Origin of the sequence: Mesorhizobium album, from assembly GCF_033977205.1 — a bacterium.
GTDB classification, from domain to species: domain Bacteria; phylum Pseudomonadota; class Alphaproteobacteria; order Rhizobiales; family Rhizobiaceae; genus Mesorhizobium; species Mesorhizobium album.
This window is the reverse complement of the sequence record NZ_JAVIIW010000010.1, coordinates 49,818-63,360: the sequence shown is the minus strand read 5'-3', so window position 1 is coordinate 63,360 and position 13,543 is coordinate 49,818. Positions and strand designations below refer to the sequence as shown.

Below are 13,543 nucleotides of genomic sequence, written 5' to 3'. Positions count from 1 at the left end.
GAGCGCGGGGTCCTTGCTCAGGAATATCGTCGCCGTCAAGCGCGTGCTCTACGATGCGATCGGCCATTTCACTACCGACGACGGTTGGGCGATGGCCAGCCATCTGGCGATCACCTCGCTGATGGCGCTGTTTCCGTTCCTGATCTTCGCCACGACGCTGGCGAGCTTTCTCGGCGCCCGCGCCTTCGCCGACACGGCCGTGCATCTGGTCTTCGACACCTGGCCGGAGCAGATCGCCAAGCCGATCGCGCGCGAGGTGCAGAACGTGCTCACCGTGCGGCGCACCGACCTTCTGACCTATGGCGTGCTGCTGGCCGCCTACTTCGCCTCGAACGGCATCGAGGCTTTGCGCACATCGCTCAACCGCGCCTACCGGGTGACCGAGACGCGCGGCATCATTTATAGGCGGGTGCAGAGCATCATTTTCGTGCTGATCGCGACGGCCTGCTTTCTTGCCGTCAGCGTGCTCCTGGTGTTTGCGCCTCTGCTCGCGCGGCTGGCCGAGGCGCATCTGGAATGGATAAAGCCCTATATGGGCACGATCACCATATGGCGCTATGTGATCGCATCGACGGTCATCGTCATCGGCCTGTTTTCGGTGCATATCTGGCTGCCGGCCGGTAAGCGCCGCTTCGTCTCGATCCTTCCGGGCATCGTCTTCACGTTGATCGCCTGGCTCGCCGGCTCGACCATCTTCGCCGCCTATCTCGACCACTTCTCGTCCTATGTGACGACCTATGCGGGACTCGCCTCGATCATGATCGCGGTGGTGTTCCTCTACATCATCTCGGCTATCTTCATCCTCGGCGGCGAGCTCAACGCCGCGATCAGCCGCTATCTCGAGGCGCGTGCGAGAGTCGGCTGACCTCTGCCCTGACGGGCGGTCGCCAGGCCGACGCCCAACGTCGCGATCGCCATGCCGGAGATCTGCAGCAAGTTGAGCTGTTCGCCGAACAAGGCCCAGGCGATGAGGGCGGTGACCGCCGGCACCAGGTAGAACAGCGAGGCGACCTTCGACATTTCGCCATCCCTGATCATCACCATCAACAGGAAGATGGCGCCCACCGACAGCACCAGGACCAGCCAGGCCAAAGCGAAGACGAGCTCGCCATTGACGGTGATCGTGCGCGTCTCGAAGGCGAGCGATCCCAGGATCGTCACGGCGGAGCCGCCGACATATTGCCACATCGTCGCCGAGACGAGGTCGCCGCCGGAGGCGAAGCGCTTCTGCCAGATGGTTCCGGCGCTCATGCCGAGCACGGAAACCAGCGAAGCCGCCAGCGTTGCCACAGTGACGCCGCCGCCGATCGCCCCCAGCTTCGGCCAAAGCACGATGACGACGCCCAGGAGCCCGACCGCCAAACCCGCCCAATGGCGCGGCAGGATCGCCTCGCCGAGGAACTTGCCGGCAAGCACGGCCGTGATCAGCGGCTGCAGGCCGACAATCAGCGCCGAAAGCCCGGCCGGCATGCCCCGGTGGATTGCCCAGAACACCGCGCCGAGATAGACGCCGTGCATGAGGACGCCGGCCACCGCCGCGTGAAGCGCCTCTTCGCGGCTCGCCCGGCGCGAGCCCAGCAGCACGGTCAGGCCGGCGAACAGGACCGCCGCCAGCACGAAGCGGATGGCGAGGAAGGTGAATGGCTCCGCCCACGGCATGGCATAGCGCGCGCCGATGAAGCCGGTCGCCCAAAGGACGACGAAAGAGGCGGGGATGAACCGCTTGATGCTGTGCATTGTGTGGGAGGCTCTGGCTGCAGGTGAAAAGTTAATGATCGCAATTGCTCTAATGCCGTTTAATTCGGCAAGCAAAACGAAACGGTTGATCCATAAGCTCATTCGAATTCAACAAACGGTGCCAGAGGGGGCATGGCGTTAAAGCACGCCATGGACAGGCATGCTTTTGCATCTCGGTACGACCTGGCTGCTGTTCGCGGTCGTGACCATCGCAGTCTTCGGTTTCTTCTTCGGCACCGCGCTCGATGCCATCATGAAGGAAGACGGCTTCGGCTCGACCGGCAACACGCTGCTTTTCACGCTGGGTTTCTTCGTCGCGGTGATGGTCGCCAATGCGCATGGCATCACCTTCCGCGACCTCAGACTTGCAGTGGCCTGGGGTTTGAGCGGCGCCTTCGTCTTCATCAGCGTGATGGCGCTGATCAAGGCCGGACTGGCACGTTTGTAATCAAAGCCCAATCAGCTGCCTGACCTCTTGCGGCGACATGCCCGCCTGCCTGAGCGCGGCAAGACCGGTGTCCCTGAGACTCTTCGACAGCTTCCTGCCGTCCGGTCCGGGGATCAGACGGTGGTGGAAATAGCGCGGCGGCGACAGGCCGAGCAGGTCCTGCAGCAGGCGCTGCACGCCAGTTGCCGAGTAGAGGTCCTGGCCGCGCACCACATGGCTGACGCCCTGCAGTGCGTCGTCGACGACTACGGCGAGGTGGTAGCTGGTCGGGATATCGCGCCGCGCCACGATGACGTCGCCCCAGGCCTGCGGCCTCGCTTCGACCGTGCGCGTCGCCGCCATGGTCTCGTCGGTGAACTCGACCCATGACAAGCCACTTGGCGCGCGCGCCATGGCGGCGTCGACATCGAGCCGCCAGGCGAAGGGCCGGCCCTCGGCAATGCGCCACTTGCGCTCCTTCATCGGCAATGCCCGGTCCAGCGGCGGATAGAGCGGCACGCCGTCCGGGTCGAGCGGCCAGTCGCGGCCGCGTTTGCCGGTCTCGGCAATGAAGGCGCGGATCTCGCCACGGCTCATGAAGGCCGGGTAGACAAGCTCCTCGGCGATCAACCGGTCGAGCATCGCCCTGTATTCGGAAAAATGCTCGGACTGACGCCGCACCGGTTCTTCCCAGCCGAGCCCCAGCCATTTCAGGTCGCGGAAGATGCCGGCCTCGAATTCCGGCGTGCAGCGCGCGATGTCGATGTCCTCGATGCGCAGCAAGAGCCGGCCGCCGGCCCGCGCCGCCATCTCCTGGTTGAGCAGGGCCGAATAGGCATGGCCAAGATGCAGCTCGCCATTGGGGCTCGGCGCGAAACGGAATGTCAGGAGCGTCATGTCTGAGGCGGCATTCGGGTTGAAAGGCGCTTCCGCCGGTTGATAGTTTTCGAAAACTGTCTCTTAGCCATCGATCATTTGCCACTTCGCGGGCGCCCTGGGAACAAGCAACGTGCAACGCATCGCCTCGCTCGACGACATTGCGGCCGGTCTCGACGCGCTCTGCGTCATCGATCCGCGGCTGGAGAAGGTGCGCGGCATGGCGGGCGAAGTGCCGCTCAGACTCTCGGAGCCGGGTTTCGGGAGCCTCGCTTCGATTATCGTCTCGCAGCAGGTCTCGCGCGCCAGTGCCGATGCCATTTTCGCCCGGCTGACCAGGCTGGTCGATCCGCTGACGCCGAAAGGGATACTTTGCGCCGGCGAGGACATTTTTCGCGAGGCCGGCCTGTCGCGGCCGAAGCAGCGCGGGCTGATGGCGGTCGCGCAGGCCGTGGCCGACGGGCTCGATCTCGATCACCTCTGCTCGCTCGACGCCAAGGAGGCGATCGCGGCGATGACGGCGGTGCCGGGCATCGGTCCCTGGACGGCGGAGTGCTATCTGCTCTTCGCCGCAGGCCATCCGGACGTCTTCCCCGCACGCGACGTTGCGCTGCAGAGCGCGGTCGGCCACGCGCTCGGCATCGACCCGCGTCCGCCGGAAAAAACGCTGATGCGGCTGGCCGAATCATGGAGCCCGTGGCGAGGCGTCGCGTCGCGGCTTTTCTGGGCTTATTACCGCAAGTTGAAGGGCAGGGACGCGGCGCCGCCTGTCGAAATCGCCAAAAAAGCATGAAAATCATGCATTTTCGACCAAATCGAGGAATGATAATCCGCTTCACATCCCTGTCATGTCGGGCTTACAGTATCCGCGCCGTTCGGTTCTAGAACGAAGGAGGCAAACAACGTGACGGTTGCCGTATCTCCGGATGGGCTTCCCGCGCTGGTGCTGAATGCGGACTATCGCCCGCTCAGCTATTACCCCTTGTCGCTCTGGTCGTGGCAGGACGCCATCAAGGCGGTCTTCCTCGACCGGGTCAATATCGTTGCGGAATACGAGCACGCCGTCTCCTCGCCGACCTTCTCGATGAAGCTGCCGAGCGTGGTGAGCCTCAAGGCCTATGTGAAGCCGTCGCGGCATCCCGCCTTCACCCGCTTCAACGTCTTCCTGCGCGACCGCTTCCAGTGCCAGTATTGCGGCACCGCCGACGACCTCACCTTCGACCATGTCATCCCGCGCCATCGCGGCGGGGCGACGACCTGGGAGAATGTCGTGGCCGCCTGCTCGCCCTGCAATCTCAGGAAGGGCGGCATGATGCCGGCGCAGGCCAAGATGTGGCCGCTGCAGAAGCCCTATCAGCCGACTGTGCACGACCTGCATAACAATGGCCGCCTGTTCCCGCCCAACCATCTGCATGAAAGCTGGATGGACTATCTCTACTGGGATGTCGAACTGGAGCCGTAGAGTTCGACACAAATCCGCCATGCTGGCCGCCTGACGCGGCTTTCTGCGCTTCCGGTGCTCACGTACTTAAGTACGCTCCGCTCCGGTTCTCGAAAGCCGCGCCATCCGACTCAGCCTGCCGAATTTTTGCTCGAACTCTGCGCCGCGTCGCTCGATCGAATTGGCTCAGTCGCGCGAGAGCGCGCTGCGGAGGGCGACGGCCGCGAGGATGAGGCTGGCGATGGCGTTCCAGCCGGCGAGCGACAGGCCGAGGATGCGAAGCGCCGCCTTGTCGCAGGAGGGCGGCACGAACTTGTCGAGCGCGTCGAGCACGCCCTTGCCGCCGGTATCGACCGGGCCGGCGCCGGCCGTGCAGTCCGCCGGTCCCGGCCACCAGGCCCATTCGACGCCGGAGTGGTAGACGCCGAGATAGAGGCCGTAAAGCATCAAGAGGCCGCCGATCGCCAGCAGTCCGCGCGTGGCCCAGGCCGGCGCGCGCAGCATCGAGGCGATCGCCGCGACCAGCATCAGCGGCGCGCCGATGTAATAGGGGGTGCGCTGCTCCAGGCAGAGATGGCAGGGGATGTAGCCGCCGATATACTGGAAGGCGAGCGCGGAGCCGACCGTGGCCGCCATGGCGACGGCGAGGAACAGCGCTGCGCGCGTCCGCTGGCGTCCGGTATCGGGGTTCATGGTCGCTGTCATCGGTCCTGGTCCGTTCGCTTGGGCGTTATCCGTGGGCGTATCTGACGAGCATATAGAGCAAAATCAGGGCAGCGGCGCCGGCCCCGACGATCGTTCCCAGGCGCTTTTCGATGAACTCCTTGATCGACTCGCCGTAGCGGCGCAGCAGCCAGGCGAGCAGCAGGAAGCGGGCGCCGCGCGCGACGATCGCGAGCCCGATGAACAGCAGCAGGTTGACGCCGATGACGCCGGACAGGATCGTCACCACCTTGATCGGCGGCAGATGGGCGGCGCCCGAGGTGATCAGCATCAGGATGATGAAGCCGACGCCGGACGAGGTGCGCAGCGCTTCGAATTCGTCATACTTGCCGTAGAATTCGAGGATCGGCTTTGCCACCGCCTCATAGGCATAGTGGCCGATGAACCAGCCGGCGACGCCGCCAAGCACCGACGCAACAGTGGCGATCAGCGCGTAGCGATAGGCGCGGTCGGGCCTGGACAGCGCCATCGGCAGGTAAAGCACGTCGGCCGGCACCAGGAAGACGGAGCTTTCGACGAAAGCGATGAAGGCCAGCCACCATTCGGCCGATTTCCTTGCCGCCAGCGACAGAGTCCATTCGTAAAGTCCGCGAAGCATCGGCTCTCCTAATGTCGCCACAAGCGGCGCAGCGGTTTTCGGCCACCGGCTTGCACGAAACAAGGACCCAAAGCGCCGCATCTGTCGCTTTCGCCCCCGGGGCGCTTCAAAACGTTTGACTGTCTAGAAAGATTTTCCGCGCCGCACAATGCCGGTGCCTTCACGAAACCGAAAGGCGCGGTTCGGCTGTGGTTCGCGCCGGCAATCCACAACAGGCCAGTTGACGAAAACCCGTCCGCCCGTATAGTCCGCGCCCATCCAGGCCGTCCGGCCTGAGCCCCTATGGCGGAATTGGTAGACGCGCTCGACTCAAAATCGAGTTCCGCAAGGAGTGCTGGTTCGATCCCGGCTAGGGGCACCACTTCCCGCTCGATGCCAACTTCCACTGGCGCTGTGCGCTATGGACGCATGCGCCCGGCAACGCGACTTCCCCCTAGAATTAGTAATCGCTAATTTGGTATACTCAAAAAGAGGAGTGTTCGATGGGTATTGATATGACGCGCGACCGGATGATCTCTCACCTGCTCGCGGCCGATGCAGTTGCCCGCGATGCGGTAGCGCATGGCCATCATCCGTTCGGGGCGGTGCTGGTCGGCCCAGACGACGCGATCCTCATGCGCCAAGGCAATATCGACACCGTGCATCACGCCGAAACCGAACTTGCGCGGCGCGCGGCGGCAGCCTATTCGCCGGAGTTTCTCTGGACCTGCACGCTGGTCTCAACCGGTGAGCCCTGCGCGATGTGCACCGGAACGCTCTACTGGGCCAATATCGGCCGGCTGGTCTACGGCTTCGAGGAGACCAAGCTTCTCGCGCTGACTGGCGATCATCCCGAAAACCCGACGATGAGCCTGTCCTCTCGCGTTGTGCTCGGCTCCGGGCAGAAGAGGATCGAGGTTCACGGCCCCCTCCCCGAAATCGAGGACGAGCTTCTCTCCGCGCACCGTGACTTCTGGCGGCGGTAGCCCGGCGACTAAGCGCGGCGAGGTAAACGAGGATTGCTGACGGATTTCAGCGCCGCTGAGGGGCAGCAATCCTAAGATCGCCGTTTCGATTTTCGCGTCTTCATGGACGCCCGATTGGGATCGTCGTTAACATCCCGTCCGCTTGATTTGTAAAGGAGGCGCAGCATGGAGCGATTCACCGGCGGTTGCCCGTGCGGCGATGTCCGGATTGTGGCGTCGGGTCGCCCGTATCGGGTCGGCATCTGTCACTGTCTCGACTGCCGCAAGCATCATGGGGCGCTTTTTTAGCGCGTCGGCGATCTTTCCTCAGGATGCGGTGACGATCGATGGCGAAACGCGCGACTATGCCGGGCGGTTTTTCTGCCCGCGTTGTGGCTCGTCCGTTTTCGCACGCAGCGCCGACGAAATCGAAGTGCACCTGGGGTCGCTCGATGCCCCCGACCAGTTGAGGCCAACCTACGAACTCTGGACCGTCCGCCGCGAATCCTGGTTGCCGCCGTTCCCGCTTGCGCGGCGGTACGAGCGCGACCGTGATGCCACTGGCCGCTTCGAGGAGTAGGCCGCACAGCCGGACGGGCGACCGGCGGCTTTCGGACCGAGCGGCCGTCCAAGAAATGGTGGCGCCCTTACTCTGGAAGGCCGGCCTTGCGGAAGCCGTCGACGAAATGCTCGAGCATCGCCACGTCGCGAAACGGCTCCGTCGCGGCCCAAAAGGCGGTTGAGAAATGCGGGTTGCCGACGAGGAACAGCTCGACCTCCGCGCGCGCCTCGTCCAGCCGGCCGAGCTGGGCAAGGCTTGCCGCGAGGAAACGGCGCGAGCTTGTGCGGTAGGTCTCGTCCCTGCGCAGCGTCTCGACGGCGGCCTCGTAGTCGCCGGCCGCATATTGCGCCTGGCCGAGCGTCAGATAGTACCAGCTCGGCGGGAACGGATTCAGCCGGAACGCCTTGCGGATGTGCTCGAGGCCCTTGTCGACCCACCCCGCCAGGATCTCGATATCCGATAATGTCGCCCAGGTGTCGGCTTCGTTCGGGTCGAGCTCGATCGCCCTGGCGAATTCCGCATCCGCCTCATCGAAGCGGCGCTCATAGGCAAGCAGGTTGGCGAGCACCCAGCGGCAGCCGGCGTCATTGGGATCGATTGCCACGGCCTTGCGCGCCAGCTCCAAGGCGGTGCTGCGGGCAGGTTCGATCGGTTGGCCCCAATGCACCCAGCCCATCCAGTGGTTCATGGCAAGCCAGCGATAGGCCTCGGCATAGTCCGGATCGAGCGAAACCGCGCGCGTCAGCATCAGATGCGCCTCGCGCGCCATCTGCGGCGACTCGTCGAACAGCTTGCGCGCCCGCACGCAGAGATCGTAGGCCTCGAGGTTCCGGGGCCGCCTGCGCGGCGGCAGCGCGCGCAGGCGGCCGAGCAGCGCTTCCACGATCCTGGCCGTCACCTCGTCCTGGACGGCAAAGATATCTTCCAGGCTGCGGTCGAAGCGTTCCGCCCACAGATGCTCGCCACTCACCGCGTCGACCAGCTGGGCGTTGATGCGCACACGCCCCGCAGCGCGCCTTGCGCTGCCTTCTAGCAGGTAGCGCACGCCAAGCTCCCCGGCGATCGCGCGCACGTCCATCGCCTTGCCTTTGTAGGCAAAGACCGAATTGCGCGCGATGACGAACAGGCCGGAGTTCCTGGACAGATCGGTGATCAGGTCCTCGGTCAAGCCATCCGCGAAGGATTCCTGCTCGGGATCGCTGCTGAAAGCAGCGAAGGGCAGCACGGCTATCGAGGGCTTGTCGGGCAGCGGCAGAGGTTTTCGCGCCGCGCCGGCGAGCTGTTCGACGGCGCCCGTGAAGCGGTAGCCGACGCGCGGGACCGTGGCGATCCATTCGCCGCCGTCATCGGCCTGACCAATAAGCTTCCTGAGCTGGGCAATCTGGACGGTGAGGTTGCCTTCTTCGACGGCCGTGCCCGGCCAAGCCGCGTCCATCAGCTCGGCCTTGCCCAGGATTTCGCCCGGACGCCCGACGAGCGCTGCAAGCAGCTTCAGCCCACGGTAACCGACGGCAACAGGAACATCGTCGCGAAGGAGCGTACCCGCACCCGGATCAAGCACGAACGAACCAAAGACAAAGCGCGATCCCTGCATGCGGCGCATCTATAGCCAGTTTGGATGTTTTTGGAACTATTTGGGCGCGCTTAATTACGCCGCCGTTCGCATCCTGCAGAATTCAACCTCTTTCAGGTCGAGGGATCCTCAACCGCCATGGAGGTTGCCATGAACGATACCTGCACTCTTGCGTCAGCGCCGCATCCGGCAGCGCGGCCGGGAACGCCCGTGGAGCGGGCATCGCGTCGGCGTCTGGCGGCCCTGCGAAGCATCATCGCCGCCTGGCGCGAGCAAGCCCACTTCCGCTGGGAACTCAAGCGGATGTTGCGGGACAATCCGCATCTGATCGACGATATCGGCCTGACGAAACGGCAGGCCGAGGATGAGATCGCCAAGCTGCCCTTCTGGCAACGATAGGTGGATGCTGCAGAGACGCCGGATGACGGGCCAGTCACTCCGTTGCCGCACCCTGGAAGCCTACCGCATATTCCCCGTATGCCCCTGCGAATACCGCCCCGGTTGCGGCCATACCGTCAGGCCGTGCGGCTCGACGCCGACGCGGATTTTGGTCACGGCGCCGCTCGTCGTGTCGATCATATAGACCTCGCAGTCGAAGCGGCCGGACAGCCATAGCTGCTTGCCGTCGGCGCTGACATTGCCCATGTCGGGGCTGCCGCCGTCCGGGATCGGCCATTGGGCGACGACCGAGCGGGTCGCGAAATCGATCACCGTCACGCTGCCCGGACCGTCGGCGCGGCCCTGCTCCATCTTGTGCGAGCCGCGGTTCGAGACGTAGAGCCGCTTGGCGTCGCGGCTGACGACGAAGCCGTGCGCCCCAATTCCGGTCGGGATGAAGCCGATCTCCTTGAAGCTGTCGCCATCGATCAGGAAGACGCCGTCATTCATCATGTCGGCGACGTAGAAGACCTTGCCGTCGGGCGAGAGCCTTATGTCCTGCGGCATGCCCATCTTCGACAGGTCGAGATGGCCGAGCACTTTCTGGTTCTTCAGGTCAATCTTGGCCAGCCCGCCGTCGCCATATTCGCAGGTGAAGATCGCGTAGGAACTGTCGGCCGAGAAATCGGCATGGTTGATGCCGAGGCAATCTGGCGTCGGGATGATCGATTTCAGGGCGAGCGTCTGCGGATCGCGCAGGTCGAGCTGCTTCAGCGCCTCATCGACGATGATGGCGGCGCTGCCGTCCGGCATGAAATACACATTGTAGGGGTCGTCGACCGGCACCTGCTTGCCGGGCTTTCCGGTCGTCGGGTCGATCGGCGTCAGGCTGCCGTTACTGCCGGTGCCGTTGTTGGCCACCCAAAGCGTCTTCAGGTCCCAGGACGGAACGACGTGCTGCGGCTTGCTGCCGACCGGAAACCTGTCGACTTCCTTCAGCGTCGTTGTGTCGATCACCGAGACGCTGTTCGAGGACCGGTTGGGCACATAGACGCGGGACAACGCGCCTGCCGTCGCCGGGCTCATATGGCCGGCGGTGGTGCGGCTGTAGATGTTGACGGCCGGCGGCGCAGGGTCGGAGCAATCCTCGGGGCAAGTATCGGCCAAGGCTCGGGCCGGAAGCATAGCGAGCAGGAGAAGCGGCGCACAGAAGCGGGCGAAGCGGAGAACGGTTTCGATCATCGGAAATACTTTGTGGGGAAGGCCGGCCGGACCCGGCCGCCGGATGCCTTAGCCGGTGTGCAGCTCTTCATCTAGCGTCTTTTTAGCAGGCTCCGCATGCGGTTGCGCAGGATGCGCGCCATGTTGCGCGTCTCGCGGTAGAGGTGCAGCTGCGAGGCCGCCTGGCGGGCCAGCCGGTCGGCGTCCGGCGTCAGGCCGACGACCAGCGTGCCCATCGGCTTGCGCTCCATCCACAGCCGGCTCATGACCGGATGGTCGGGCACCGCGCAGGAATCGGTCATGACGATGTTGGGATCGTCGAGATGCTGCCTGGTGACCTCGATCATCAGCAGCGTGCCCGGCGAAAAGGCGGAAAGCGTCTCGTCATAGGCCGTCTTCCAGGTGTAGGCGACGCCCGCCTCGACTAAGACGACCAGGCTGGCGACGGTGCGGGCGTCGAGCCTTAGCGAGTGGATGCGGCACATGTCGTGCTCGGCCAGCCGGTGCACAGCTTCGCGGGCGAAGGCGGCGCGGTAGCGGTCGATCGCCATGGCTGTCCGTTCGCGGCCCTTCCAGCCGGCGGCCTCCAGAGTCAGGAAGCTTTCGATGGCATAGCGGATCTCGTCCGGCCCGCGCGCCACGATGTGCTCGAGCTTGGCGAGGTCGGCTAGGCGCCGCTTCAAGCGGCGGAATTCGCGATAATGGTGCGAGCGCAGCGACGCCTTGAGGTAGTCGTCGCCGTCGGCATCGCTTTCCAGCACAGGCCGCTCGGCCTTGCCGGTGGTGACCAGCGTCAGGCCGCGGCTGTCGGCAAAGGAGGTGAGCAGGCTCGCCACGGGACCGTCGAGCCTCATGTCGGGGAGCACGAACACCTTCGGCAGCTTGAGATGCGGCCTGGACAGCATCGAGAAGAAATCCTCGATGACGCCGACCGGGTCGTCGCGGTCGACCAGCGGCGTGCCGAGCGGGCCGAACGGGCTCGACCATGTGCGCATGACCGGGACGCCGAGCGGGATGGCCGGTCGCTCGACCGAGAACGGCACCAGAAGCCGTAACCGGTTGCGGAACTCGTCGCCGTCGCGGATCACGGCGAGCCGCACCTCGCGGTCCTCGAGCCGCGGCATGGCGGGCGCCAGGAAGCGCGGGTTGAAGAAGACATTGGGCTCGACGGTGCGGGCGCTGAGATAGTCGAGCTCCTCGACGAGGTCGAAGCCGGCCGAAGCCGGATAGATGGCGAGCTTGCGCTCCGGCCGGTTGTTGGCGAAAAGCTCGATATGGGCTGGGTCGGCCTCTCGAGCGAGGCCGGCAAGGCCCGACACCATAGCGCCGGCCGGGCCGCCGCTGGTCTCCTCGAGCAACGGAACGGCGGCCATCAGGCGACTTCCTTGTGTGCAGGCACGAAGATCGCCATGACGATGCCGAGCTTGCACCAGACGGTGAAGGACAGTGCGCTGGCCTCGAAGACCATGGCAAGGCTGGTGGCGATCGCCGCGCCCCAAAGGCCGAAAAGCGGGATCAGGATCACGTTGAGACCGATGTTCAAGGCTAGCGTCATGGCATAGACGGCGGCGCAGATATTCTGGTTGCCGCTCATGGTGAGCAGGCTTTCGCAGGGGCCGACGGCGCCGCGCGCGACGACGCCGAAGACAAGCAGGAAGAGCAGCGGATAGCCGGCGGTGAATTCCGGGCCGAACAACACCAGCATTGGCTCGCCGAGCGCCAGCACCAGCAGCGCCATCGCCAGCGAAGGCCAGAAGGTCCAGGAAACCGTCTCGCGGGCGAAGGCGGCGAGCCTGTCCGGCTCGCCATGGGTGAACTGCGCATAGCGCTGGGCAACGCCCGCCTTGACCGCGAAATAGACGAAATGCACCAGCGCCAGCGTCTTCACGGTGGCGAAATAGACGGCGACGTCATTGGGGTCGAGATAGGCGCCGACCATCAGCACGTCGGCATTGGTGAGCAGGAAGAAAAAACTCTCGACCAGGAAGATCGGCAGCGAGACGAGAAACCACCGGCCGAAATGCACGGTCATCGGCCCGGCCGGGATCTTTTCGTCCATGCGCGAGGTAACGGCCATCAGCTGGCCGAGCGTCGTCACATAGGTGGCGGCGATCGAGGCGAAGATGGCGGTCTTGGCGTCCGGGGCGTAATTGAAGGCGAGCATCAGCGCCATGAACATTAGGATCAGCACCGGCCGCACCAGATAGGTGGGCGAGAGCGCGAGCAGCGCCCAGGAGTTCGCGCGGGCAAGCCCTTGCAGCAGGTCGCCCAGCGCGATCATCGGCAGGCAGATGACGCCGAGGATGAAAGGGACGACGTAATAATTCTCGATCCAGCCCGAAGACAGCCAGACACCAAGCGCGCCGAGGCCGGCAATCACCGTCGAGGCGACGAGCACGAACAGCCGGCTCGCCAATACGATGCCACGCAGTTCGGCGAGCATGCCGCGCTCGCGATATTCGGGGATGAAACGGATGACCGACGTGTGGAAGCCGAGACAGGCGAGGTTGCCGACGATCACCATCGTCACCCAGACCAGCACCGAGATGCCGTATTCGAACGAGCCCATCCAGCGCGCCATCAGCACCTGGCTGACGAAGGCGATGACGGCACTGACGATGCGGATGGAAAAGGCGATCAGCGACATGCGGCCGGCTTCGCCGCGTTCGTCGGCGGTGAACAGCACGGCATCGATGCGGCCAAGCAGCGGCCGCATGCGCAGCGCCCAGCGCTGCGGCAGGAACCGCCCGGCAGTCGTTGCCGCGGAAAAGCGCACCCCGAATACTCTCCGTTTCCCGCCTCTTTCCAGCGGTCGGGTGTATTCGAAACACATTAAGAAACGGTTGGGTGAGGTGCTTCCTTCTCCCCGTCACTATACGGAGGAGAAGGAGCCGGCAGGCGGATGAGGGCGGCGTAGGCTTTGGAAAATTTTGCGCTGGAGCGCGCATATCGAACCTGCGTGAGCCAAGAGCCCTCAGCAAAAGGAGCTACCTCCTTCGGGTGCGTGGAAGACTCGATAATCTCAACCGTTGGCGCGGCCCCTCATCCGGCCCTTCGGGCCAC

The 13,543-nt window shown here is 64.6% G+C and carries 14 protein-coding genes, 1 tRNA gene and 1 pseudogene; 8 read left to right on the top strand and 8 right to left on the bottom strand.

What is annotated here, in order from left to right; genetic code table 11:
* Positions 1-13 precede the first annotated feature (13 nt).
* Complete coding sequence (locus RFN28_RS10900) at positions 14-865, top strand: YihY/virulence factor BrkB family protein (protein WP_320287343.1); 852 nt, start codon at positions 14-16, stop codon at positions 863-865.
* Here RFN28_RS10900 and RFN28_RS10895 read toward each other — a convergent pair.
* A complete protein-coding gene (locus RFN28_RS10895; protein WP_320287342.1) occupies positions 835-1,737 on the bottom strand; it encodes a DMT family transporter in 903 nt (300 codons plus the stop codon). The genes RFN28_RS10900 and RFN28_RS10895 overlap by 31 nt on opposite strands.
* 160 nt (positions 1,738-1,897) lie before the next feature.
* Here RFN28_RS10895 and RFN28_RS10890 point away from each other — a divergent pair, with 160 nt between their 5' ends.
* A complete protein-coding gene (locus tag RFN28_RS10890) occupies positions 1,898-2,185 on the top strand; it encodes a hypothetical protein (RefSeq protein ID WP_320287341.1) in 288 nt (95 codons plus the stop codon).
* On the opposite strand, the gene gluQRS is transcribed toward RFN28_RS10890, so the two are convergent.
* Positions 2,186-3,061 carry a tRNA glutamyl-Q(34) synthetase GluQRS gene (gluQRS, locus tag RFN28_RS10885; protein ID WP_320287340.1) on the bottom strand — a complete coding sequence of 292 codons (876 nt, stop codon included), beginning with the start codon at positions 3,059-3,061 and terminating at the stop codon, positions 2,186-2,188.
* A 112-nt stretch (positions 3,062-3,173) separates the two neighbouring features.
* On the opposite strand from gluQRS, the gene RFN28_RS10880 reads away from it, so the two are divergent.
* Positions 3,174-3,833, top strand: coding sequence for a DNA-3-methyladenine glycosylase family protein (locus tag RFN28_RS10880; RefSeq protein WP_320287339.1), 660 nt, complete (start codon positions 3,174-3,176; stop codon positions 3,831-3,833).
* A gap of 111 nt (positions 3,834-3,944) precedes the next feature.
* Positions 3,945-4,502, top strand: a complete 558-nt coding sequence (locus RFN28_RS10875; RefSeq protein WP_320287338.1) for an HNH endonuclease — start codon at positions 3,945-3,947, stop codon at positions 4,500-4,502.
* Positions 4,503-4,667: 165 nt separating this feature from the next.
* Here the strand turns inward: RFN28_RS10875 and RFN28_RS10870 are convergent, their stop codons facing one another.
* Positions 4,668-5,186 carry a disulfide bond formation protein B gene (locus tag RFN28_RS10870; RefSeq protein ID WP_320287337.1) on the bottom strand — a complete coding sequence of 173 codons (519 nt, stop codon included), beginning with the start codon at positions 5,184-5,186 and terminating at the stop codon, positions 4,668-4,670.
* Positions 5,187-5,211: 25 nt separating this feature from the next.
* Positions 5,212-5,802, bottom strand: coding sequence for a YqaA family protein (locus tag RFN28_RS10865; RefSeq protein ID WP_320287336.1), 591 nt, complete (start codon positions 5,800-5,802; stop codon positions 5,212-5,214).
* Between the two features lie 276 nt (positions 5,803-6,078).
* Between RFN28_RS10865 and RFN28_RS10860 the strand changes: the two genes are divergently transcribed.
* The 3 genes and pseudogenes from RFN28_RS10860 (at position 6,079) to RFN28_RS10850 (ending at position 7,326) form a co-directional block, all read left to right on the top strand.
* Positions 6,079-6,163, top strand: a tRNA-Leu gene (locus RFN28_RS10860).
* Between the two features lie 133 nt (positions 6,164-6,296).
* Positions 6,297-6,767: a nucleoside deaminase gene (locus RFN28_RS10855; protein WP_320287439.1), complete on the top strand. Its 471-nt coding sequence runs from the start codon at positions 6,297-6,299 to the stop codon at positions 6,765-6,767.
* 165 nt (positions 6,768-6,932) lie between these two features.
* A pseudogene (locus RFN28_RS10850) lies at positions 6,933-7,326 on the top strand (GFA family protein).
* A gap of 67 nt (positions 7,327-7,393) precedes the next feature.
* Here the strand turns inward: RFN28_RS10850 and RFN28_RS10845 are convergent.
* Complete coding sequence (locus tag RFN28_RS10845; protein WP_320287335.1) at positions 7,394-8,911, bottom strand: winged helix-turn-helix domain-containing tetratricopeptide repeat protein; 1,518 nt, start codon at positions 8,909-8,911, stop codon at positions 7,394-7,396.
* 108 nt (positions 8,912-9,019) lie between these two features.
* Here RFN28_RS10845 and RFN28_RS10840 point away from each other — a divergent pair, with 108 nt between their 5' ends.
* Entirely contained in the window at positions 9,020-9,280 is a 261-nt protein-coding gene (locus RFN28_RS10840; protein ID WP_430677753.1) for a DUF1127 domain-containing protein, read from the top strand.
* 60 nt (positions 9,281-9,340) lie between these two features.
* Here RFN28_RS10840 and RFN28_RS10835 read toward each other — a convergent pair whose 3' ends face one another.
* The 3 genes from RFN28_RS10835 to RFN28_RS10825 form a co-directional block, all read right to left on the bottom strand.
* A complete protein-coding gene (locus RFN28_RS10835; RefSeq protein ID WP_320287334.1) occupies positions 9,341-10,501 on the bottom strand; it encodes a YncE family protein in 1,161 nt (386 codons plus the stop codon).
* A gap of 71 nt (positions 10,502-10,572) precedes the next feature.
* Complete coding sequence (locus tag RFN28_RS10830; RefSeq protein ID WP_320287333.1) at positions 10,573-11,853, bottom strand: GNAT family N-acetyltransferase; 1,281 nt, start codon at positions 11,851-11,853, stop codon at positions 10,573-10,575.
* Positions 11,853-13,256 carry a lipopolysaccharide biosynthesis protein gene (locus RFN28_RS10825; RefSeq protein ID WP_320287332.1) on the bottom strand — a complete coding sequence of 468 codons (1,404 nt, stop codon included), beginning with the start codon at positions 13,254-13,256 and terminating at the stop codon, positions 11,853-11,855. Before RFN28_RS10825 ends, RFN28_RS10830 begins: the two co-directional genes overlap by 1 nt.
* Between the last annotated feature and the right edge of the window lie 287 nt (positions 13,257-13,543).